The following is a 23435-nucleotide window of genomic DNA, read 5'->3' on the forward strand; positions in this document are numbered from 1 at the left end:
GTGGGAGCGTGTGACTAAACCGCGGCTCGTCGATTGAACATTACCGACAGCATACTGATTGTTCCCAGTTCTATGCCATCGGTGGGAAAAGTCACGGTGTCTTCTTCGCTGCTGGCTCCGGCGACGTACAGCAGGGGCAGAAAGTGTTCCGGTGTCGGCACCGCGAGCCGCGCGTCGTGGCCGGCGAGTGGATAGTGGATAAGGCTCTGGTGATCACCGCGCGCCAGCGCGTCTTTTACCAGGGTATTGAAATTATCCGCCCAAGCGGGTGCTGCTATTCGCTCGCCCCAGGTCATCTGTGCGAGGTTGTGTACCACATTGCCGCTGGCGAGGATCAGCACACCCCGATCCCGTAACGGCCGCAACTGCCGCCCCAGCTCGTAGTGAAACTCCGCCGGCTTGGTGGCATCGATGCTCAGCTGCAGGGTCGGTATCTCGGCCTGTGGATACATGTGCATCAGTATCGACCAGGTACCGTGATCGAGCCCCCAGTCTTCGTCCATGCCAACCTTCAATGGCTGCAACAGCTCGCGGATCTCTCCGGCAAGTTCCGGCGCGCCGGGTGCGGGGTATTCGCATTCGTACAGTGCAGGTGGAAAACCGTGAAAGTCGTGCAGCGTGGCGGGCCTATCCGTCACGGCAATTTGCGTGCCGCGGCTAAACCAGTGCGCGGAGATCGCGAGAATCGCGCGGGGTTTCGGCAACTGTTCGCGAAGCTTGCGCCAGGCGCGCGTGTGCGGGTTGTCTTCCAGTGCATTCATCGGACTGCCGTGTCCGATAAACAAGGTGGGCATCGGCGGCTGACTCATTCGATTTTTCCATCAGTAAAAGCTGCGCTATTTACGCAACAGACCCTCGGACCAGCTTAGTAACTTTGGTGTGTAGCAAATAAAAAAGGCGGCGGAGAACCGCCGCCCAAACACTAAGCGCGTTTACAGGGGGGTTACAGAAGTCAGGCGAGTTCGGCGATGCGCGCCTGCGCCGCGTTCAGCGCATGGTCCTTGGCTTCGTCGCTGACTGCCAGGCCTTCGGCGTGCACAACTTCCACATCGGTGATACCGATAAAGCCGAGGAACTGGCGCACGAATGCAGTCTGGGAGTGATCCTCGCCGTAGTAGCCACCGCGGGTGATAAACACCACGGCCTTTTTGCCTTTCAGCAGACCTTCCGGACCTTCCGGGGTGTACTGGAAGGTGACGCCGGCGCGGGCGATATGGTCGAAGTAGGCGCGCAGGGTGGAGGGCACGCTGAAGTTGTACATCGGGATGCCGAGTACCAGAACGTCGGCGCTGGCGATTTCCTCGATCAGGGCATCGGAGTAGCTGACGACCGCCTTCTGTTCCGCGGTGCGCTCTTCCGCCGCGGTGATAAAGGACTGGAAGCGGCCCAGGTCCAGGTGCGGCACCGGCTCAGCGGCCAGATCGCGGCTGATCACCTGGCCGTCCGGGTTGCGGGCCTGCCAGTTTTTTGTGTACTGCTCCGCCAGCTGTGATGACTGGCCGTCGTTCTGGAACATGCTGGTCTGAATCTTGAGTAGCTTTGCCATGGGTGGTTACCTCCAACAGGGGTTATTTCCAAGATGGACGCATTGAATCATTGAATGATTCGATAAAAAATCATAAAAATACGCTCCTACCTATCGAATGAATCGATCATATGGCGAAAGAAATGACCTCGGAGTCGAACCTGACCCCACGCATTAGCCTGGAACAGTGGCGCTGCCTGATTGCGGTGGTGGAGCAGGGCGGCTACGCGCAGGCGGCGGAACGGCTGCACAAGAGCCAGTCGTCGGTCAGCTACGCGGTACAGAAGCTGGAGTCGGTGCTGGATATCAAGGCCTTTGCCATCGAGGGACGACGGGCGGTACTGACGACTGCGGGCGAGATGCTGTACCGCCGCGCCAAGCTGTTGCTCGAGGACGCCGCCGGTCTGGAACTGGCTGCGCGCAAGGCCTCGGCTGGCTGGGAGTCGGAAATCGCTATCGCGGTGGAGGTGTTGTTTCCGACCTGGCTGCTGCTGGACTGCCTGAACCAGTTTGGCGCCGAGAGCCCGCAGACCCGCATCGAACTCTACGAGACCGTGATCGGCGGCGGACCTGAGGCCCTGCAGCAGGGGCGGGTCGACTTGGCGATCACGCCGCATATTCCCAAGGGCTTTAACGGAGAACCGCTGCCGCGTCCGGCGCGGGTTATTCCGGTGGCGCACCCGGAACACCCCTTGCACCAGTTGGGGCGCGAATTGACCCTGCGCGATCTGCGCCAGCACCGCCACCTGGTGGTGCGCGATTCCGGTTCGCAGCGCACCAGCCGCACCACAACGGTGGAAGTGGTACAGCGCTGGACCGTGACAAACATGGCCACGTCTATCGGTGCCGCCTGTCGCGGCTACGGTTTTGCCTGGCTGCCGGAGGAGAAGATTCGCACGGAACTGGACGAGGGGAGCCTGAAGCCGTTACCGCTGCGCGGCGGCAGCGAGCGCGCTGTTCCCATGTACCTGATTTTCGCCGACCGCGAGTCGCCCGGCCCCGGGGCCTCGCGTCTGGCGGAGATAATTCGCAGCCGGCTGGAGGACAGTTGCCGGACCACATGACCCTAGTGCGAGTAAGTCGCTATATTGCGGTGACCTCGAACCTTCCCCGTATCGTTTGAGGTCCAGAGAATGTCGACTAATCTCTGTAGATTGTGGGCCCCGCGCGGGGGCCGACAGCAGGCGCGGCATTTCATTGGACATGGCAGTTTAAGTGCTTGTTGTTGCGCACTGCACGGATTTACCTGTCGGCACTTGCGGCGTGAGTGTCAATTGGCTTTGTGGAGTTCTTGGGTAGAAGGAGAAAGGAGAAAGGTAGCCATGCATCTGCGCATATTGTCGGTGATCCTCGCGCTTCTTGTCGCCCCGGTGGCAAAGGCGGCGGAATTCTCGCCATTGGTCGATACGGATGGGCAAATTCAATATCCGCGAAACTTCCGCACGGAAATGGTTCACCTGGGATCCTGGTTTGTTCCCGCGGGAGAAGCCAGTGGGTTTCACGACGTCTACACCGAAAGGGCGTCGGTTGAAGCTTTTCGCAAGACCGGCAAGTTTCCCGATGGCGCAACCCTGGTCAAGGAGCTTCGCCACAGCAAGTCGGGAACCTATACCACGGGTGAAAACGTGAGTCATGCGACCGGTGAGATTAAACAGGTCTTCGTCATGATTAAAGATGCGCAGGGGCGTTTCGCGGACAACCCCCTCTGGGCCGAAGGCTGGGGTTGGGCCCTGTTCAAACCGGACAATCTATCGAAAAACGTCGCCAAGAGTTTCAAAGCAGATTGTTATGCATGCCACTTGCCGGCCAAGAACAACGACTGGGTCTATATCGAAGGTTATCCGACCCTGATCGCCGAACCCTGACCGCGCGCGATTGCTGTACTCCATTTAGCCGTCGCTAGGTTCCTCTTTTGCGGCGGTTTCCGCACTGTTGTACCAGAAGTTGTAATAGTCCTCGGTCACCAGCTGCTCGAGGTTGGTCGCTTCTTCCCGGGGGCAGAAAATGGTGACGGTCAGCACATCGTGCCCCAGTTCGTTGGTGGTGATGGCGACCTTGGCATCCGGCCCGGAAAGCTCGACACCCATGCGATGTTCAATGAACTTGCAGTAGCGCTCGGCCACTTCGCGGAACGAGTCCGAATACTCGCGCACCCGCTCGGCGATAAATTTCTTGGCTTCAAACGGGTTGACCCCCTTGCTCTCGCGGACGATCGAGAAGGTGTGCTCGATATAGCGGCGCATGAAGTTAAGGTTCTTCACCGGCTTGGTGAAGAACACGCTGTTGGGGATATACAGTGTCGTGCCGGTGTAGCCGTTGCCGAGACCGTGAGGGTCAATTTCCAGCAGCGTGGTGCTCAGCCAGTCGCTGTCGATGACTTCGCCGAACTGGTCGCCGACCTTGACCCAGTCCCCCACGGTAAAGGAGCGCATGCCCGCCTGGAAGACACCGCCGACAAAGCACTGCACAAACTCCCGTAGTGCGATCACGATCGCCACGGAGAAGGCGGCAATCGACAGCGCAAACTCGCGCAGCTCGGCGACCCAGATGGCGATAAGCGCGATCACCAGGAACAGGTTGCCGTAATTGTGCACGGTGTTGATGCGGCGGCGCTTATCCGCCTTCAACCAGTTGCTGCGGGCAATGGCCAGGGATATCAGCCAGCGCAGCAAAAGGATTATCGCGACAACGCAGAGGGTAAGGATGAGTTTGTTGTCGAGGATCTGCTCCAGAACTTCAGATCCAGTACTAAAGGAAAATTGCATTGTTGTTACTACGAATAAATGTCGCTGTGCGATAACCAAGCTTAGCCGACTGGGATTGGCGCGCCGCGGACAGTCGGCGAGTGGGATTGCGCGCCCGAAAACGCGGGCCACACTGTAGCGTTTCACATCGGGAAATGTAAGAGGCGTGCGCGCTAGTGGCGAAAAAATAGTAGCGCTATAGTTAACCCCCAACATCTGGAAGGCTTCCGGAAGCAATCATGAGTAACGTGACCAAAGAGGTCGAACAGGAATGTTTCGTTCTTGAGGGTTGTGGAGCCCTGCAGGAGATAGTGCGGCCAAGGGAAAAGGAACTCGGGGGCTTTTCCGTTAGGCGCTGTCTGCCCAGCCGCGAACGGCAGATGGTTGGCCCCTGGATCTTTTTCGACCATATGGGCCCCGCGGATTTCCCGGCGGGCCAGGGCATAGACGTGCGCCCACACCCACATATCGGCATTGCCACGGTGACGTATCTGTTCGAGGGTGAGATCCTGCACCGGGATTCACTCGGAAGCCTGCAGCAGATTCGTCCCGGGGATATCAACCTGATGGCGGCGGGGCGTGGCATCGTCCATTCCGAGCGGGAGCGCCCGGAAGTGCGCGATATCGACCACCGCCTGCACGGGCTGCAGCTGTGGCTGGCACTGCCAGAAGCTAACGAGGAAATGGCGCCTGAATTCCACCACTACCCATCGGCAGATATTCCAGCACTGAACGTCGATGGCGTCCCCATCCGCGTCATTATGGGTACCGCCTACGGTGTCACGTCTCCCGTCAAGACCTTCGCCGAAACCCTCTACGTTGAAGCCCACCTACGAGCCGGGCAGAAAATCACGCTACCGGAAGCCCAGGAGAGAGCCGTCTACGTGGCCGGCGGCAACCTGACAGCGCGGGATTCCGAGATTCCGGAATTTTCGCTGGCAATGTTTGCCAAGCAACCCGGTGTGGTGCTGGAGGCCACCGAAGAAAGCCGCATCGCCATCATTGGCGGCGAGCCGTTAGGTAAGCGCTGCATCGTCTGGAATTTTGTCTCCAGTCGCGCGGAGCGCATCGATCAGGCCGTACAGCAGTGGAAGGACGGCGGTTTTCCACGAGTGCCCGGTGACGAGACTGAATTCATTCCGTTTCCGGACAAATAACTCCAATGCGCGGGGTCTATTGGACTCTTTCGTCTAGCACCCGCAATTCAGCGACATGTTTGAGGCCATGATCGCAGTAGTTAGAGATGGTGATGGTCTGTTGACCCGGACGCAGGGCGCGCACAATCGACTCGGAACCCCGTACATCGACAACGTCGGAAGAACCCGATATCGATATCACCAGCGGAACCGACGCCACAAACCGGTTATTCGCGTCATAGGCCCGCACGACCAGTTTATCGGGGTGCCAGCTTTCCCCCGGGTGCAAGGTGACAACCTTCGGTTCAATTTCGAAGCGAACCGGCTTTCCGGCACTGGCGCAGGCTTCTGCACTGGTATCAATGGTGAACATGCGCCAGCCGGCCTCGATGGATTCATGCGGCGTCAGCGAGCTTTTCCCTTCGGCGATGACGCCGGCAATTGCCGCAAGCGGCAACAGTGCGAACATCAACAGCGGCGTGCGCATCGGGACAATAGGCCTCTAGAAGTTCTGGTGGGAGCAGTCGCGGGCACTGAGTCCGTAAATAAACCAGGTCATGATTTTCCAGTCGCCATTCAGTTTGGCCAGGGAGAGTATGTTGCAGAAATCTTTCAGCCTGGGGTCCGGTGCGGACGGCCGTCGGAATGCAACCAGCACCGCTGCCGAGCCGTCGGCGCCCACCGCCTGATTTTCTATATCGAAGGCAGTAAACGGATGGGAATCCACACAAAATTGTTCTCGATAGATTTCCACCATTTTCGCGCCCAACTCCGGACTGGTGTCGAAGCCGGGCATCTGGCCGATATAGAAGACCGGCGTGGCGGCAAAGTGGGCACCAGCGACATCGGCAGCGCTCTTGGAATGATCGGGAAAGTCCTTGAGGAAGCGCTGGGTAAAATTCCACAGTTCTCGCGATTCGTCGGCGCAGGCCGCGCTCGATAACAAGACAAAAGCAGACAGAAATACGAACTTCATGGTGGCCGGGCAATTTTGACAGAGGGCGTATCAGATAGTGGCTGGCTTCATTTTCAAAAACCAGTAATCCGGAATTTTTGTCGTGGGAGTTGGCCTCGGCTCGAGTTCGCTCACTAAATCTCGCGCTCTTTCAGGGTTGTGCCGTCTTCGATACGCTCACTGGGATGTAGCACGACTTTTTCCCCGGGAGTGATGCCTTCGAGAATCTCGGCCATTTGTCCGTTGTTGTGACCCACTTTTACAGTCGTGCGGACAGCGCGATCATCCACCACCTTGAACAGGGCCCATTGCCCCTTGTGGCGAAACAGGGCGCCGGTTGGCACCTGCACCACTTCATCGGCACGCCATATCTCGATTGCGGCGTCGACACGATAGCCGTGGCCGAGGCGCGACCAGACTTCTTTTGGGTCGACAAAATCGATAATGACATTGACCCGCTGCTCCTCGATACCGAGGGCGGAGATCTTGGTAAAGCCGAAGGGTTCCACCAGGCGCACCCGGCCATTGAGCGGCTGGTCGCCACCCCAACTGGTGATCTGCACCGGCGCGCGCCTTTCGACCCTGACGGCATCGCGGGACAGCAGGTCGACGACAATTTCCAGATTCCCCGGATCGCCGATTTCCAGCAGCGGTGTCCCCGCGGGGACTACTCTCTCACTCTCCTGGGAAATGCGCAGTACGCTGCCACTGACCGGCGAGGTGACCCGCACCAGGTCCTCTTCATTGATTTCCATTTCGCCGGGTTCAATCAGCGCGGCGCGGGCGTTCTCCAGCTCTCCCTCGCGCATACGCTCCGCGGCGTGGGCGGTATCGAGTGAGGCTTCGGCACTGTCGAGCGCTAGTTCGAAGCGGTCCAGTTCCACCTCGGAAATATGCCCCTTCTTGACCAGTTTGCGCGCCCGTTTGGCATCGGACTGGGCGAATGCAAGCTTGGCTTCGGCATCGCGGCGCTCGGCAGCCGCCAGTTTGAGCGCTGCCTCGGCACTGCGGATTGCGGCCTCGGCCTGGCTGCGACTGCGTACGTCGAGGAACTGTGGCTGGGTCGGCAGCAGATCGGCGAGGTGGGTTTTGTTGGCAACCACTAGATCGCCGACTTCGCTTTCGATACGCAGGAGGTAACCCGTGAGAGGTGCAGAGACCACATAGACATCGTGTACCCGGGTGTAACCCTCGTCGCTCACCGATACCTGCATGGGGCCGCGCCGCACCTCGTCCATATCCACCGGCACCGGCTCCGGCATAAAGGCGAAGACCAAAAAGATCAGCAGACCGGCAAGCAGTGCCAGGGCGATGAGGCGCTTGATCAGTTTCCTGCTCATTTCACTCCCGGGTTTTCAGCACGGCGATCAGGTCCAGTTGATTGATCCGGCGCCGCACCAGTAGTCCGGACGCCAGCGCCGCAACCACCACCACCAGGACCGCATACCCATAGGTTGACGATGACACCAGCAACGGAATGCGAAACAGCTCGGTGTTGAAGGATTGCACCAGCGTCCAGGCCAGCAGGTAGCCGAGCAGCGCGCCGAGCGGCAGTGCGGCGAGTGTCAGTAATGCGAGCTCGCCCAGGAGAATATAAGACACCTCGCCGCGGGTGAGCCCGAGCACACGCAGGCTGGCCAGCTCACGGGCGCGCTCGGACAGGGAGATACGCGCACTGTTGTACACGACCCCCACAGCGATCAGGCCGGCAAACAGCGTATTGAAAAATACGAAGGTGCCGAGGCTCTCCTGCAGTGTCTCGTAGAACGCATTCTGTGCCTGCTCCTGCAGGCTGACGCCGGCCACCACCGGGGTACTCTTTAACTCTGCGTAGAGCGCATCGGTCTGGTCCGGGTCCACCAGCAGATAGGCACCGGAGATGGCGATATCCTCCTTCAGCAGGCGGTTGAGACTTTCCAGGTCCATGTAAGCCTGAGTCCCCATAAAGGTTTTTACGATGCCCGCCACGGTGATCTCCAGTTCCGGGCGCCGCCCGGTGCGCACCTCAACGCGCAGTGATTCGCCGGCGCCGATCGCGAGTAACTCTGCCAGTTTGTCCGACAGGACCAGACCATGGCGGGGCAGGGGCACCGGGTGCAGATCAGTATCGACCAGTCGCCCGAGATCGGCGCTGGGGGTCAGGCCGATGATCGCCTCGCGCCGGCTGCGCTGCCCGTTGCGCAGAACCACCGGCACGGCCCGAAACGGCTCGGCGGCCAACACGCCGGGTGCGTGTAATACGTCCTGCACGGCCCGCACATTGCGCGGTTCGACAAAATTGACCGTGACATCCTGGCGATCGATCACATTAAACGAGATATCAACCATATAAATCATCGCATCCAACGAAAAACTCGAACCGATCAGCAACCCCATGGACATGGCAATTCCGATACTGGTCATGGCTGCGCGTTTGGGCCAGCGGTACAGGTGGCGCAGGATCATGCGCGAGGGCTGATCGATCCAGCGCGCAAGCTTTTCCAGCCAGCGCGCCGAGCGGCTGTAATCTGGCGGGGGTGGCGGCACCATGGCCACCGCTGGTTCCAGGCGCAGGACTTTCAATACCGACGACGAGGTGCCCACCGCGGCGACGACCAGGCTGAAACCAATCGACAACAAATACACATCCGCCGGCGCGCGAAACAGCAGGAATGGGAATCTGAAGTAGTCCTGATACATACGCGCCAGGCCGTGGCCAAGCCACAGCCCGAGGATTACGCCAATCAGTATTCCGATTAATGTGATGGCGCCGATCATCTTCAGGTAGTGCAGTGCGACCGCCCTGTCGCAGTAGCCGAATGCCTTCAACAGGCCGATCTGCTCGCGCTCGGTATCGATCAGGCGACCCACCACCACATTCAGCAGGAAGGTGGCCACCAGCAAAAATATCGGCGGCAGCAATCTGCCCATGGTTTCCAGCTGCTGGATTTCATTGGTCAGAAACTGGTCGGAAATCTGCTGTGATCGCCCGTAGGCACCGGTGGCACCGTAGCGCTTCAGCAGGCGGTCGAGCCGCTCGAGCAGGGCGTCCTCACTGGATCCGGCCGAGGTCAGAATCACCGCTTCGTTGAATGCGCCGTCCAGATCGAAGGCATTCGCCAACGCCTCGCGGTTCATCCACAGCACGCCGAAGCGTTTTTTATCGGGGACGATTTCGCCCGGCGAAATCGCGTACACATATTCCGGCGACTGCACTATGCCGGTAACCGTCAGTTTCTTCTTGGTGCCGTTTAGAATCGCATACAAGTGCGCGCCGGGTTCCAGCCGGTGCGCCTCGGCAAAGGCGTCCAGCGCCAGCACTTCCTCTTCGTGAATCGGGTCGGGATAGCGCCCGCGCCGCAAAACGATGTCATTGATATGGGGCCCGGCAATTCTGGCTAGCGACTGTATCTCGCCGGTGATTGGCGCGGCTGCGCCCTCCACATCGAGGATGACACCGGCGCGGATACGCGTCTCGGCGCGGCGCACGTCGGGCAGGTCGTTGATCTGCTGGAGCAGCGCGTCGGGCGCGCGCTTCACCGGGGCCCAGACGTCGGCAAAGCGATAGCGCTCATAGTAGGCGGCGCGGGTTTCGGCCAGTGAGATCAGCATGCCCTTGGACATGATATACATACCCACACCGCAACCGATGACTACGGCGATGGCGAGCGCCTGGCCCTTGATCGCCCAGAGATCCCGGATCAGTTTGCGATCCAGCGGCCTGAGTAATTCGATCAGCATCGCTACCAACTCAGCTCGTGCGGATCGCAGGGGTGACTGTTGACTTCCATCTGCTGAATCTGTCCATCGGCCATGTGCAAAACGCGGTCGGCCATGGCGGCGATGGCGGCATTGTGGGTGATCACCATGGCGGTGGTACCGAGTTCGCGATTGACTCGCGCTATGGCCTCCAGCACCACGATTCCGGTTTTGCTGTCGAGTGCTCCGGTGGGCTCATCGCAGAACAGCACGCGCGGTTGCTTGGCAATGGCGCGTGCTATGGCGACGCGCTGTTGTTCGCCACCGGACAATTGCGCGGGGAAGTGATCCATACGTTTGCCGAGGCCCACCAGTTCCAGCGCCCGCTCCGGTGCCATCGGGTTTTCCGCGATTTCGGTGACCAGTGCCACATTCTCCCGCGCGGTCAGACTCGGAATCAGGTTGTAGAACTGAAAGACGAAACCGACATACTCCCGCCGGAATTTGGTCAGGTGCCAGTCGTCGAACGCGGTGAGCTCCCAGCTGTCGAAATAGACCCGTCCCTCGGTCGGTGAATCGAGCCCGCCGAGAATATTCAGCAGGGTCGACTTGCCGCTACCGGAAGGCCCCAGCAACACCACCATCTCGCCGCGCGGCACTTCCAGGTCCACACCGCGCAGCGCATATACGCGGGATTCACCGCTGCCGTAGAACTTGGTCAGCTGCTCGGCGCGAAAGGCGGGGTGGTCGTCTCTATTCATGTTTATTGGCGTTTCCATGGCCCTTATGGGCGCAACCCGCATAGTTTAGTAATTACCGTCGGGCTGTGTGCCCGCCAGCGCGGGAACAAACGCGGCTGCGGCAGATCACATCTCAGTAGCCGATGCCGGCGGCGAGGCAGGAACAGGTTCGCTGTGCCGGGATTCTGGCGGGCATGCGCTCTCGTTGGCCGGATGTCGCTGGGTAAAGCGCGCAGCGTGCCTCTATCCTTCTGCACAGCAAATCCAATTGGCAGTGCAGAGGGTGCGCGACTGGAATGCGGGCCTCCGCAATACGCTGCCACGCAGGGCGACTGTTTCCATGACCAATCCGGTAGCCGACAAGAAACCGGCCGAACCAGCCCTGGCGCCGATCGGCACCATCGCAGAGGTCCACGGACCAGTGGTGGTGATTCGCTGCGAGCGACTGCCGCCACTGCGCCAGGCGCTGCAGACCCAGCTTGACAGCGAGACTTATCTGTTTGAAGTGCACCAGCACCTCGATCAGCGTCACGTGCGTGCCATTACATTGCACCGCACCGCCGGCTTGCGCCGCGGCATGCCGGTGTACGACACCGGTGCCCCTCTCCATGTACCGGTAACGCCGGAATGTGTCGGGCGGTTGCTGAATATTTTTGGTGAGCCAATGGACGGCGGGGATCCGCTGGTCGCGCGTGAATACCGCAATATTCACGCGACACCCGCTGCGCTGTGGGAGGCGGTGGGCGCCGGTGCCATCCTGGAGACCGGCATCAAGGTCATCGACCTGCTGTGCCCGTTTGTGCGCGGTGGCAAGACCGGGCTGTTCGGCGGTGCCGGCGTCGGCAAGACGGTGCTGGTGATGGAATTCATGCACGCGGTGGCGGCGCTGCACCGCGGTGTTTCGGTCTTTGCCGGAGTCGGTGAGCGTATCCGCGAAGGTCACGAACTGTGGCACGAGATGCGCGAGGCCGGTGTCATGGAGCAGACGCTGATGTCCTTCGGGCAAATGGACGAATCGCCCGGTGTGCGCTTTCGCGTCGGACTCTCCGCGCTGACCTATGCGGAGTACCTGCGCGACACGCTGCAAAAGGAAGTCCTGTTCGTGATGGACAATATTTTCCGTTTCGTGCAGGCGGGCAGTGAGATCTCCAGTCTGCTCGGGCGCATGCCGGCGACCGTTGGCTACCAGCCGACGCTGATCAGCGAGGTGGCCGAGTTGCAGGACCGCATACTTTCCACCCGTGCCGGCGCAATTACCGCTGTGCAGGCGGTCTATGTCCCCGCCGATGACATGACCGACCCGGCGGTGAGTGCCATTTTCAGTCACCTGGATTCATCGGTAGTGCTTTCCCGCGCCCAGGCGGGCAAGGGCATCTATCCGGCGGTGGAACCACTGATGTCCAGCAGCCGCATGATGGACCGGCGCACGCTCGGCGACCGTCACTACGCCGTCGCTGAGGGAGTGCGTGAGCAGCTGGCCCGCTACCACGAGCTGGAAGACATTATCGCCATGCTCGGTATTGAAGAACTGTCCGAGAGGGACCGCCGCATCGTGATGCGTGCGCGCAAGTTGCAGCGCTACCTGACCCAGCCTTTTATGGTAACCGCCTCGCATACGGGCATTGCCGGTGTTTCCGTCCCCCTGGAGCAAACACTGGCCGACTGCGAGGCTTTCCTGCGCGGCGAGTTCGACGCGCTGTCCGAGGAGGACTGTTACATGCGCGGTGCCATGCGCGACAGCCGGTGATGGACAGTTTCACCCTGCGGCTGTATTCGGCCATGGAGCAGCGGGAATTCGCCGGGGTCACTTCCTTTGTTGGCGAAGATCTGTCGGGCAGCTTCGGCATCCTCGCCGGGCATCAGCGTTGCATGACGTCGCTGGTGTTCGGCTTGGCCCGATTTCGCTGCGGTGGTGACGACTGGCAATATCTGGCGCTGCCTGGCGGGCTGCTCTATTTTCTCGACAATCACTTGCAGATTTATAGCCGCAGTTACCTGGTCGCCAGCGACTACGAGAGGATCTCGGCCCTGTTGCGACAGCAGTTACTGGCCGAGGAACAGAGCCTCCACGAGATGAAAGAAAGTTTGCGGCGCATGGAGGAATCAATACTGCGCCGGCTGTGGGAAGTCGGTCGCCGCAAGGCGCAGGAATAGGCGCAGGAATAGGTGCGGCCATGGTCGACAACGGCGATAAGAAATTGCGCGACCGCGTTGAGCGCCAGGCGCGACGCATGAAACAGGCGGAACGCGACCGGCCCACGCTCATCGCACAGACGATCTATATCGGCACCCTGGGCCTGGTGTTCGTATTGCCCGTCATCGGTGGTGCCTACCTGGGTCACTGGCTGGATAGTCTGATCGAGGGCTATTCCACCCGTTGGACGTTGAGCCTGATTGTGGCCGGCGTTGTAGTCGGTGGTATCAATGTCTATCTGCTGATTCGGGAGTAGGGCATGGAGGCTGGTCAACTCTTTCCGTCAGCGCTGTTCCGGGTCGGTCCGCTGCAGATCACCAGTACCGTAGTGACGACCTGGGGGATCATCGCCGCCATCTGGCTCGGCTGCTGGCTGCTGTCGCGCCGCCTGCAAACACGCCCCGGTGCCGCGCAGACGCTGGCGGAAGGTGTTATGACGGCCATCGAGGAAGCGATACGTGCGGTGGCGCCGGATCACGTACAAATGTTGCTGCCATTTATCGCCAGCCTGTGGATCTTTCTGGTGATCGCCAATCTGTGTGGACTGATTCCGGGCATACATTCGCCCACACGGGACCTGTCGGCCACGGCGGCGCTGGCGATTCTGGTGTTTCTGTCCGTACACTGGTTTGGTATTCGCAGCCAGGGACTGCGGCGCTACCTGCACCACTACCTGACGCCAACACCAATACTGCTGCCATTCCACCTGATCTCCGAAGTCACCCGCACTGTCGCACTGGCCGTGCGGCTGTTCGGCAATATCATGAGCCTGGAAATGGCGGCGCTGCTGATTCTGCTGGTCGCCGGTTTCCTGGCACCGATTCCTATACTGATGCTGCACATTATCGAAGCGCTGGTACAAGCCTATATTTTCGGCATGCTGGCACTTATCTATGTGGCTGGCGGCCTGCAGTCACAGATGCTGAGGGAACAGCGCAAGGAAAACGAGGATGGGGAAGGTCAACAACGATGAATGACATAAGCTGGTTTGCGCTCGGTTCCACGGTGGTTGTCGCCCTGGCCATCGGCATCGGCGTCGTGGGGCCCGCCTTCGCCATGGGCCGCGCCATCAGCAGCGCCCTGGAAGCGCTGGCGCGCCAGCCGGAGGCTGAGCGCTCGATTATGCGCACGCTGTTTATCGGTCTGGCGATGATCGAATCCCTGGCGATCTACGTGCTGGTGATCGCCCTGATCATCCTGTTCCGCAATCCGTTGCTGGAATATCTGTTGAAGAGTTAGGGCTCCTCTGAATAAGTCCGTTAGCTCCGGAGAACATCGTGGAACTTAGCTGGTCGACATTCCTGCTGGAAATCATCAACTTCCTGGTGCTGGTATGGATACTGAAGCGGTTTTTCTATCGCCCGGTGCAGAGCGTGATCGCGCGTCGCCAGCAGGGTATCGAGCAGCGTCTGGCCAAGGCGGCGGAAATGGAGAGCTCAGCACAGGAACTGCAGCAAAAGTATCAGGGCCGACTCGAGCAGTGGCGCGGCGAGCGTGAGCAGGCCCGCGAATCCCTCGATATTGAGCTCAACGCCGAGCGCGAAAAGCGGCAAGCGGCCTTACAGCGGGAACTGGCGCAGCAGCGCGAAAAAGCCGCCGCCATGGAGCGCCGCCAACAGCAGGATCAGCAGCGCAAACTGGAACTGCAGGCACTGGAGCAGGGCAGCGAATTCGCCGCGCGGCTGCTGGAGCAGGCGGCGGGGCCGGAGCTGGAACAGCGCTTGGGAGATATGCTGGTCGACGCCCTGGAGGATCTCGATGATGTCCGGCTACAGCAGCTGCGCGCGCAGCTTTCCGAGCGGGATATGGTTGCGGAAGTGGCCAGCGCGTTTCCGCTGGCCGCGGAACTGCGGCAGAGGATCGCGGAACTGTTACGCGAACTATTGCAGCGCGAGGTGCAGTGTCATTACGTCGAGGATCCGGAACTGCTGGCCGGACTGCGTATCGGCATCGGGGGCTGGGAACTGGATGCCAATCTCCGCGACGAATTGCATGGTTTCGCACATTTGGCCCGCGAGCTCGCCGGTGCCTGAGTGGTGACCGGGGAACTGTTGTGCCGCCGCGCACAGTGGCTCAGCGAATATCGGCCGCGATTGCGCATTCGTGAGCGGGGGCGGGTGATCTCCGTCGGCGACGGCATCGCCTGGGTTGCCGGTTTGCCTACTGCAGCGATGGACGATGTCCTGAATTTTGACGACGGCAGCCGCGGCCTAGTATTCGACCTGACCGATGCGCTGGTTGGCGCGGTGCTACTGGCAGAAACCGAAAATCTTACGGCAGGCACTGCGGTGCGCCTGGCAGCCAGGCCGCTGGGTATCGTCGTGGGCGACTCATTGATCGGGCGGGTTGTCGATCCACTCGGCAATCCACTCGACGGCGGCGCGCCGCCGGATTGCCCCGACTGGCAGCGGCTGGAAAGTGCCTCGCCGACAATCGTCGAGCGGGACTTCGTGCAGCAGCCGCTCTACACCGGCAGCAAGGTGCTGGATACGCTGATTCCAATTGGCCGCGGCCAGCGCCAGCTACTGATCGGCGACGAGGGCCTGGGGCGCAGTTCCCTGGCCCTGGATACCGTGCTCAATCAGCGCGACCAGGATGTGCTCTGCGTCTATGTGCTCGTCGGCCAGAAGCGTTCGTCGGTGGTATCGACTATCGCACTGCTGCGCGATTCCGGAGCGCTCGATTACACGGTGGTGGTCGTGGCCGAGGCGAGTGCACTGCCGGGGCTGCAGCACCTGGCGCCTTTTGCCGGCTGCACTATCGCCGAGTACTGGATGCGTCGGGGCCGCCACACGCTGGTGGTCTTCGACGATCTCTCCACCCATGCCAAAACCTACCGCGAGCTGTCGCTGCTGCTGCGGCGGCCGCCGGGGCGCGAGGCTTTTCCCGGCGATATCTTTTCCGTACACGCACGGTTGCTGGAGCGCGCGACCTGTCTCAATGCGGCAGGCGGTGGCGGCAGCATGACCGCGCTGCCGATCGTCGAAACCAAACTGGGAGAAATTGCCGCATACATTCCCACCAATCTGATTTCCATCACCGATGGCCAGGTCTATCTGGATCGGGATCTGTTTGCCGGAGGATTTCGCCCGGCGATCGATATCGGCAAGTCGGTGTCGCGTATCGGCGGGCGCGCCCAGCATGCGGCGATCAAGCGCGAGGCCGGACGCATGAAACTGGACTATCTGCAGTTTCTCGAGTTGGAGATGTTCACCCGTTTCGGCGCCAAACTGGAAGCCGGTATGGAAAGGGCTATTCGCCGCGGCCGGCTGCTGCGTGAGATTCTCAAGCAGGAGCGCTTTTCCCCCCTGCCGATTGGCTTCCAGTTGGCGTGGATGGTCGCCTTTAACGACGGACTGCTGGACGAAGTCGATGTGGGATCACTGCCCGGACTGCTGCAGCAACTGCGGACGAAAGTGGACGCTTGCAGCCTGGCCCTGGAGAGCGAGCGCGATCAGTGGAGCGCGCTGGCGAAAGACTGGTTGCACCGGGCAGTGGAGGCGGCACCTTGAGCCACCGACAGGAGTTGCAGCACCACCGCCAGCAGCTGGCGGAAGCGCGCCAGATCATCAGCGCGATGCAGTCACTGGCGTTTATCGAAGTTCGGCGCCTGCGGCGCGTGAGCGAAATTCAGCAACAGGTGGTGGGTGGAATCCAGGCTATCGCTGCTGATTTTCTCAGTTTCCATCCACGGTTGTTGCCCGAATCCCCGTCGCTGCCGGGAATCGTCCTGCTGATCGGCTCGGAACGCGGTTTCTGCGGCAATTTAAATGAGGTATTGCTCGAGCAATTAGCGCAATTTCTCGAAACCTATACGGGTGAAAGACCGGGCGTGGTCGCCTGTGGTCGCAAACTCTGTGAGCGCCTGCGCGGGCAGCACAGACTGCTCGCGACAGTTGATGGGGCGGCGGTGCTCGACGAGGTGGATGTTACCCTAAGTCGCCTGATCGCGCGTGTCAGGGAGCTGGACGTGGGCGGTGGGGCTTTGGCACTGACGGCAATTTATTGGGATCCGCAACAGGAAACTCCACAGGTTCAGCAGCTGCTGCCGCCATTTAAAGACCTGCGCGACGCTACACCGGAATTCGCCTACGCGCCGCAACTGAACCTGGAGCCGCGGCAGCTGTTGCTGGAACTGGCGGACCAGTACTTGTTTGCGGCACTGCATGAAATTCTCTACGTTTCGCTGACAGCGGAAAACCTGCGGCGCATGCAGCACCTCGAGGGAGCGGTACGGCACCTGGACAACAACCTCGAGACGCTGCAGCACCGGGAGAACCAGTTGCGCCAGGAAGAGATTATCGAAGAGATCGAGGTGATTCTTCTCAGCGTGGACAGCGCAACTCTGGCGCCGGCGGGAAAATAGAAGGCTGATGGCGCATGCGGCCGCAGTGGCAAGCCACTTCATCGGCCGCGCTTTTTCAGTTCCGCTACCACTTCGATAAGAGTCAGGATTCTGCGCGCTAACTCCCGGGAAAGGTTGATCAGCAGCACGCCAAAGTCCAGCGGTTGCTCACAGTGCAGGGCGTAAAAAAGATCCGTTGTCACTTCCAGCACGTAACTGTCGCTGGCGGCTATCGCCGTTCCGGGCCAGGGCGTTAACGCGATCATACTCACGAAGCCGATCGCTTCGCCAAAGTGGAAGTCGTAAATATGTTCTCTGTGCTTGTTTGATGCCTGATAATAGGCAATCGAGCCTTTCAGGACGATGAAGAAGGAGCCTGACGGATCCCCAGTCTTTACTACTGTGTCGCCTTTGTGCAGGACGTGTACACGCCCATTTTTTAACAGATAGGCGATCGCCTTGTCGGACAGGGCGCCGAATACCGCGGCATCTTTCAAATGATCTATGCCGAGCTCGTCCAGTAAAAGCGCGCCGTCTAGCAGTCGCATCGCCATCTCCCCGATCGGAGGCCCGCAGGCTGTTCGACTTTAAGTATGGGCCAATGGCGGCAGGTTTGTTTTTTTGGTGGACCAAGTCCGCGGCGAGGGCACTGCAACACTGGCGGCGCCAGAGCATTTTTCGACTAGTGTTGCATATTCATTGACACAGACAGTCGTGTAACTCGAAAGATATGACCGATTCCGACAGCTCGCGCCAGTGGCATTGCCTGCCGTTGCCGGAACTGCAGCGGCGGCTCGACAGCGGCGAAGGGGGACTAACCACAGCCGAAGCCGGTCGGCGCCTGGCGATGTACGGCACCAATTCACTGCCACAACCGCGCCCCCCCGGGTTTTCGCGCCTCTTCCTGCGCCAGTTTATCAGCCCGCTGATCTATGTATTGCTGGCGGCGATGCTGGTTTCGGTCCTCGTCGGCAAGTTGGCGGACGCGACATTTATCGGCCTGATTCTGCTGCTCAACGCGGTGATCGGTGCGCTGCAGGAATACCACGCCCACCGCAGCGCACTGGCGCTGCGCAGACTGATGGTCAGCAGGGCGCGGGTGATTCGCGATGGCCAGACGGTAGAAGTAGCGACCGGCGAACTGGTGCCGGGGGACCTTGTATTGCTTGCGTCCGGCGATCGGGTACCGGCGGACCTGCGATTGCTCGAGGCGACGGGTCTCGAGGTGGACGAATCCGTGCTTACCGGTGAGTCCCTGCCGGTACACAAGGACAGCAATGCCCTGTGCGAGGTCGGCACCCCCGTGGCGGAGCGCCTGAATCAATGCTTCGCCGGCAGTCTGATTGCAGCCGGACGGGCGCACGGACTCGTCATCGCGACCGGTCTGCACACCGAAATGGGCAGGCTGAGTCTCAGTCTGGAGACAGCGGAGGCCGTGCAGCCGCCATTGTTCCAGCGCATCGAACGTTTCAGCAAGAAACTCACCATCGGCCTGCTCGCTACCGTGGCACTGCTAGCCGTATTGGAACTGGCCCGCGACACGCCGCCACTGGTGATTTTCATGACGGCCGTGGCCCTGGCGGTGTCGGCGATTCCCGAAGGGCTGCCGATGGCTCTAACCGTGGTGCTGTCGATCGGTACGCGGCGTATGGTCAAGAGGCATGTGATCGTACGCAAGCTGGTAGCGGTAGAAAGTCTCGGCTCCTGTACCGTTATCGGCGCCGACAAGACTGGAACCCTGACACGCAACCAGCTGACCGCCAGCGAGGTGGCGACCTGTGACGGTGACCGGTTTCCGCTCGCTAGCGAAAGCCGACCGCCAGCCGCAGATCCGCCCGTGACAGACGGTGATGCGGTGGCGCGAATCGTGCGTGTCGCCGCACTGTGCAACGAGGCCGAACTTCATACCCTCGAGAATGGGGACTGCCAGAGCAGCGGCGACGCCGTGGACCAGGCGCTGCTGATGATGGCTTACAGGGCGGGGCAGACGCGCCAGCAACTGCTCGCGGCACATCCGCTGCTGGCGCAGATTCACTACGAACCGGTACTCGGCTTTGCCGCCACGCTACACAGTGACGGCGAACGCCGCCTCGTCTGTGTCAAGGGTGCGCTGGAAAAGCTGCTGCCCATGTGCAATCGCATGGCCACCGCGCACGGCGACCAGCCCCTGGACGATGAACGTGCGCTCGCGACCATGCACCAGCTGGCGGAAACCGGCGCGCGGGTGCTGGCCATGGCGGACGGTAACTGGCTGGGCGATGAAGATTTTACCGCGGAAAAGTTTACCGCCCGTTTACAGGATCTGTGTCTGCTGGGACTGGTGGCTATGGTCGATCCACTGCGTCCCGAAGCCGCGGCGGCGGTGCGGGCCTGTCGCGGTGCCGGTATCCGCGTGTGCATGCTGACCGGGGACCACCCGCGCACGGCCCTGAGCATCGCGCGAGAACTGGGATTGGCAGACGGCGATGAAGGTGCGGTGACGGGTGTCGAACTCGCACTGGCGGAAAAAACCGGAGCGGATGCGATAGACGCACTGACCGCCAGGACACGGGTTTACGCCCGTGTCTCGCCGGAACAGAAACTGACTATCGTGCGGTCGCTGCAACGCCAGGGTGAATTTGTCGCGGTCACCGGCGACGGGGTCAATGACGCGCCGGCGCTATTGAGCGCGCACGTGGGTGTGGCCATGGGACAGCGCGGTACCGAGGTGGCCAAGGAGTCTGCGGATCTGCTGCTGACCGATGACAATTTTGCCTCGGTGGTTTCCGGCGTCGAAGAGGGGCGCATCGCCTACCAGAATATTCGCAAGGTCATTTTCTTCCTCATCTCCACCGGAGCCGCCGAAGTGGTGCTGTTCGTACTCAGTACCGCCCTCGGCCTGTCACTGCCGTTGACGCCGGTGCAACTGTTGTGGCTCAACCTGGTCACCAACAGCGTGCAGAGTATCGGCCTGGCACTGGAACCGGGGGAGGGCGACGAGATGCAGAAGCCGCCGCGGCCGCCGCGGGAATCCCTGTTCAATCCGCTGATGCTGCGCCGTGTTATTACTTCCGGCCTAGTGATGGGCGGCCTCGGTTTTATCTGTTTCTATGCGCTGTTGCAGCAGGGCTGGTCAGTGGACGCGGCGCGCAACAGCCTGCTGTTACTGATGGTGTTGTTCGAGAATGTGCAGGTATTCAACAGCCGCTCGGAAACCCACTCGATATTCCAGCAGCGTTTTTTCAGCAACCCGATATTGCTGCTGGGCACCCTGGCGGCGCAGGGCATACATATACTGTCGATGTATTCACCGCTGATGCGGGAGGTGTTGGGCGTAAGTCCGGTAGGCGCGGCGCACTGGGCGGCACTGCTGGCAGTGGCGCTACTGCAGCTGCTGGCTATGGAATTGTTGTTGCGGATATCGGCGCGGAGGGCGCCGGGTCCGGTGCTGACGGAAACGCGCCCCTAGCGCCGGGACTCTATTTCCACCACTTTCTCTATGGTGCGCAGCAGGGCATCCGGACTCAGGCTGATGGAATCGATTCCCAGCTCCACCAGGTACTGTGCTATTTCCGGGTAGTTCGACGGCGCTTCGCCGCAGATACCCGCCGGTATCTTGTTGCGTTTGGCGCCCTCTACGGCCAGGCGGATCATCTGCAATACACCGGGATCCCGTTCGTCGAAATCGAAGGCGACGATATCTGAATCGCGGTCCACACCCAGGACCAGCTGGGTCAGGTCATTGGAGCCGATGGACATACCATCGAACAGCTGGCTGAATGCATCGACTTGCACGACGTTATTCGGAATTTCGCACATCACGTACACCTCGAGACCGTTGCCGCCGGGTGCCAGTCCGTGTTCTGTCATGGCCTGCAGAACCCGTTCGGCCTCGGGGATACGGCGACAGAAAGGGATCATCACCTTGATATTGTCGAGACCCATATCTTCGCGCGCGCGTTTCAACGCGGCGCATTCCAGGGCAAAGCCGGCTGCGTAGGCCTCGTGTGCATAGCGCGCGGCGCCACGAAAGCCAAGCATCGGGTTTTCCTCGCGCGGCTCAAAGGCGGTGCCACCGATCAGGCGGGCGTATTCGTTGGTCTTGAAATCCGATGTCCGGACGATGACCGGGCGCGGATAGAAAGCCGCGGCGATAGTGCCGATACCTTCCGAGAGCTTTTCGATAAAGAAATCGGCACCGCTGACGTGATTGGCGGTCAGTTCGTCCAGTTGTTTTCGGTCGTCCTCATTCTCAACTCGGTCGGGGCAGGCCAGTGCCATCGGGTGCGCCTGGATATGTTCGGTAACGATAAATTCCATACGGGCCAGCCCCACACCGTCACAGGGCAGGGCGCTCAGGCGGAACGCCTGCTCGGGACTGCCGAGGTTGATCATCATGCGGGTCTTGGGGCGTGGCACATCGTCCAGCTCCGTGGTTTCGACCTTGAAGGGGATTTCACCCCGATAAATTTTCCCCACGTCGCCCTCGGCACAGGACAGGGTCACGGTGTCACCGGCCGTCAGCTGGCCGCTTTCCTCGCCGATGCCCACCACCGCCGGAATGCCGAATTCCCGTGCGACAATGGCCGCGTGGCAGGTGCGCCCGCCGCGTTCAGTCACCAGTCCGGCGGCGCGACGCATTGCCGGGCCCCAGTCGGGACTGGTGCTCTCCGCGAACAGCACCTCGCCGTCCTTGAAATCTCCCAGCTGCTCGACGCCGGCGATTCTACGCAGCTTGCCACTGGCAACGGCCGTGCCTATGGCGCGGCCCTGGGCGAGTAGTGCATTCTTCTCGGGCTTTTGTTGCAGCCGGTAACGCTGCAGCTGGTTGCGCGGCTTTTGCGAGGCGACGGTCTCCGGTCGGGCCTGCAGCAGATAGAGCTGGCCGTCGTCGCCATCCTTGGCCCACTCGATATCCATCGGACAGTCTTCACCGCGGCGCTCGCTGTAGTGTTTCTCGGTCTTGATGGCGTAATCGGTCAGCGTCAGGACGTCCTCATCAGAAAGGCTGAAATGTCGCCGGCGCGCATCGGGGGTTTCGATATTGTGCAGCTCCTGGCTGTTCATATCCTCGTCGCAAACCAGGGTGAGCTGCTTGGCACCGAGCTGGCGGCGCAGCACGCAGCGACAGCCGCGCTCGAAAGTCGGTTTGTGCACATAGAACTCGTCCGGATCCACCGCGCCCTGGACGATGTTTTCGCCGAGACCGAAAGCCGAATTGATAAACACCACGTCCCTGAAGCCACTGTCGGTATCCAGGGTGAACATCACGCCACTGGAGGCCAGGTCTGCGCGCACCATTTTCATCACGGCAATAGCGAGTGAAACCTTGAAGTGGTCGAAGCCGTTGCGCTCCCGGTAACTGATCGCGCGCTCGGTAAAGAGCGAGGCAAAGCAGCGCCGGCAGGCCTCCAATAGTCCGTCCTTGTCGCCAATATTCAGAAAGCTGTCGTGCTGTCCGGCAAAACTGGCGGTCGGCAGGTCTTCGGCGGTAGCGGAACTGCGCACGGCGAGACGCAACTGGGGGCCGTACTGTTCACATAGATCGACGTAGGCAGCGGTGATGTCGTGCACCAGGTCGTCGGGCATGCCAGCTTCATAGACGACCCCGCGCGCCTGCGCGGCTAGCTGCGCCAGCTGCTGGGTATCGTCGGTGGCATGCTGCTGAAACAGTTTCTGCAGCGACGCCCGCGCATCGCCCTGGTCCAGCACCGCCTGGTAAGCGGCTGCGGTAATCGCAAACCCATTCGGGACCCTGATTCCCTGGGGTGTCAATGTTCGGTACATCTCTCCCAGCGACGCCGTTTTCCCGCCGACGTCGGCTATGTCTTCGAGACCGATTGCGTCAAACCAGCGGACAAAGTGATCTTTGGGCATCGTGCATTCCCTTGCAGTGACTGAGCCACCAACCCGCATTAAATGTGTATTTCGCAGTTTTGACCATAGACAAACCTGCACGCTTCGGGCGGGACATTCGTGGTGAACCCGGGCTCAGAAAGCAGCGCAGAAAGTTACAGCTGCTAAACTCAAGATTCTACTGGGAATCGTTGTATCCCGTCCGCAGATGGCCCGCAAATACAATGAAGATAGCGGCACCAGATAGCACTGGAACGGCGTCACGCGGCTCTCTCGAAAACCT

General features: G+C 60.6%; 22 protein-coding genes. 12 read left to right on the forward strand and 10 right to left on the reverse strand.

All coding sequences use genetic code 11. From position 1 onward, the window contains the following. Positions 1–14: 14 nt before the first annotated feature. Both ygiD and BUC36_RS00955 read right to left on the reverse strand, forming a co-directional pair. Positions 15–809 (reverse strand): 4,5-DOPA-extradiol-dioxygenase, encoded by a 795-nt coding sequence (gene ygiD / locus BUC36_RS00950; protein WP_073270552.1) that lies wholly within the window; start codon positions 807–809, stop codon positions 15–17. Positions 810–952: 143 nt separating this feature from the next. Further along, positions 953–1546 (reverse strand): FMN-dependent NADH-azoreductase, encoded by a 594-nt coding sequence (locus BUC36_RS00955; RefSeq protein ID WP_073270555.1) that lies wholly within the window; start codon positions 1544–1546, stop codon positions 953–955. 110 nt (positions 1547–1656) lie between these two features. Between BUC36_RS00955 and BUC36_RS00960 the strand changes: the two genes are divergently transcribed. Together BUC36_RS00960 and BUC36_RS00965 are read left to right on the forward strand one after the other, a co-directional pair. Further along, on the forward strand, positions 1657–2589 hold the full coding sequence (locus BUC36_RS00960; protein ID WP_234994854.1) for a LysR family transcriptional regulator: 933 nt from the start codon (positions 1657–1659) through the stop codon (positions 2587–2589). Positions 2590–2847: 258 nt separating this feature from the next. Next, positions 2848–3390 (forward strand): cytochrome P460 family protein, encoded by a 543-nt coding sequence (locus tag BUC36_RS00965; protein ID WP_073270557.1) that lies wholly within the window; start codon positions 2848–2850, stop codon positions 3388–3390. Positions 3391–3414: 24 nt separating this feature from the next. Here BUC36_RS00965 and BUC36_RS00970 read toward each other — a convergent pair whose 3' ends face one another. Next, positions 3415–4290 (reverse strand): mechanosensitive ion channel family protein, encoded by an 876-nt coding sequence (locus BUC36_RS00970; RefSeq protein ID WP_073270558.1) that lies wholly within the window; start codon positions 4288–4290, stop codon positions 3415–3417. Positions 4291–4508: 218 nt separating this feature from the next. Here BUC36_RS00970 and BUC36_RS00975 point away from each other — a divergent pair, with 218 nt between their 5' ends. Next, complete coding sequence (locus tag BUC36_RS00975; protein WP_073270560.1) at positions 4509–5426, forward strand: pirin family protein; 918 nt, start codon at positions 4509–4511, stop codon at positions 5424–5426. Positions 5427–5442: 16 nt separating this feature from the next. Here BUC36_RS00975 and BUC36_RS00980 read toward each other — a convergent pair whose 3' ends face one another. From BUC36_RS00980 to BUC36_RS01000, 5 genes are all read right to left on the reverse strand, one after another. Further along, the gene (locus BUC36_RS00980; RefSeq protein ID WP_073270561.1) at positions 5443–5892 is read right to left on the reverse strand and encodes a hypothetical protein; all 450 of its coding nucleotides are present in this window, start codon (positions 5890–5892) and stop codon (positions 5443–5445) included. 15 nt (positions 5893–5907) lie between these two features. Further along, positions 5908–6381, reverse strand: coding sequence for a hypothetical protein (locus tag BUC36_RS00985; protein WP_073270563.1), 474 nt, complete (start codon positions 6379–6381; stop codon positions 5908–5910). A gap of 113 nt (positions 6382–6494) precedes the next feature. Next, on the reverse strand, positions 6495–7700 hold the full coding sequence (locus BUC36_RS00990) for an efflux RND transporter periplasmic adaptor subunit (RefSeq protein ID WP_073270565.1): 1206 nt from the start codon (positions 7698–7700) through the stop codon (positions 6495–6497). Between the two features lies 1 nt (position 7701). Beyond that, entirely contained in the window at positions 7702–10080 is a 2379-nt protein-coding gene (locus BUC36_RS00995) for an ABC transporter permease (RefSeq protein ID WP_073270567.1), read from the reverse strand. 2 nt (positions 10081–10082) lie between these two features. Continuing rightward, positions 10083–10799, reverse strand: a complete 717-nt coding sequence (locus BUC36_RS01000) for an ABC transporter ATP-binding protein (RefSeq protein WP_200797166.1) — start codon at positions 10797–10799, stop codon at positions 10083–10085. A 319-nt stretch (positions 10800–11118) separates the two neighbouring features. Here BUC36_RS01000 and atpD point away from each other — a divergent pair, with 319 nt between their 5' ends. The 8 genes from atpD to BUC36_RS01040 are packed head-to-tail and all read left to right on the forward strand — an operon-like array spanning position 11119 to position 17338. After that, on the forward strand, positions 11119–12525 hold the full coding sequence (gene atpD / locus BUC36_RS01005) for a F0F1 ATP synthase subunit beta (protein WP_073270570.1): 1407 nt from the start codon (positions 11119–11121) through the stop codon (positions 12523–12525). Beyond that, entirely contained in the window at positions 12525–12932 is a 408-nt protein-coding gene (locus tag BUC36_RS01010) for a F0F1 ATP synthase subunit delta/epsilon (RefSeq protein WP_073270572.1), read from the forward strand. Before atpD ends, BUC36_RS01010 begins: the two co-directional genes overlap by 1 nt. 20 nt (positions 12933–12952) lie before the next feature. Next, positions 12953–13228, forward strand: coding sequence for an AtpZ/AtpI family protein (locus BUC36_RS01015; protein ID WP_073270574.1), 276 nt, complete (start codon positions 12953–12955; stop codon positions 13226–13228). Between the two features lie 3 nt (positions 13229–13231). After that, positions 13232–13945 carry a F0F1 ATP synthase subunit A gene (locus BUC36_RS01020; protein ID WP_073270577.1) on the forward strand — a complete coding sequence of 238 codons (714 nt, stop codon included), beginning with the start codon at positions 13232–13234 and terminating at the stop codon, positions 13943–13945. Next, complete coding sequence (gene atpE / locus BUC36_RS01025) at positions 13942–14211, forward strand: ATP synthase F0 subunit C (protein ID WP_073270579.1); 270 nt, start codon at positions 13942–13944, stop codon at positions 14209–14211. Before BUC36_RS01020 ends, atpE begins: the two co-directional genes overlap by 4 nt. A 38-nt stretch (positions 14212–14249) precedes the next feature. Further along, positions 14250–15005: a F0F1 ATP synthase subunit delta gene (locus BUC36_RS01030; RefSeq protein WP_073270581.1), complete on the forward strand. Its 756-nt coding sequence runs from the start codon at positions 14250–14252 to the stop codon at positions 15003–15005. Further along, a complete protein-coding gene (locus tag BUC36_RS01035; protein WP_073270583.1) occupies positions 15006–16484 on the forward strand; it encodes a F0F1 ATP synthase subunit alpha in 1479 nt (492 codons plus the stop codon). Continuing rightward, entirely contained in the window at positions 16481–17338 is an 858-nt protein-coding gene (locus BUC36_RS01040; RefSeq protein WP_073270586.1) for a F0F1 ATP synthase subunit gamma, read from the forward strand. The genes BUC36_RS01035 and BUC36_RS01040 overlap by 4 nt, the downstream gene beginning before the upstream one ends. Before the next feature lie 38 nt (positions 17339–17376). Here the strand turns inward: BUC36_RS01040 and BUC36_RS01045 are convergent, their stop codons facing one another. Further along, positions 17377–17865, reverse strand: coding sequence for a Crp/Fnr family transcriptional regulator (locus BUC36_RS01045; protein ID WP_073270588.1), 489 nt, complete (start codon positions 17863–17865; stop codon positions 17377–17379). A gap of 182 nt (positions 17866–18047) precedes the next feature. Here BUC36_RS01045 and BUC36_RS01050 point away from each other — a divergent pair, with 182 nt between their 5' ends. After that, positions 18048–20765 (forward strand): cation-translocating P-type ATPase, encoded by a 2718-nt coding sequence (locus BUC36_RS01050; protein ID WP_073270590.1) that lies wholly within the window; start codon positions 18048–18050, stop codon positions 20763–20765. On the opposite strand, the gene ppsA is transcribed toward BUC36_RS01050, so the two are convergent. Beyond that, complete coding sequence (gene ppsA / locus BUC36_RS01055) at positions 20762–23173, reverse strand: phosphoenolpyruvate synthase (protein ID WP_073270592.1); 2412 nt, start codon at positions 23171–23173, stop codon at positions 20762–20764. The two genes, BUC36_RS01050 and ppsA, sit on opposite strands and share 4 nt — an antisense overlap. Between the last annotated feature and the right edge of the window lie 262 nt (positions 23174–23435).

The organism is Microbulbifer donghaiensis (genome assembly GCF_900129095.1).
GTDB lineage: Bacteria > Pseudomonadota > Gammaproteobacteria > Pseudomonadales > Cellvibrionaceae > Microbulbifer > Microbulbifer donghaiensis.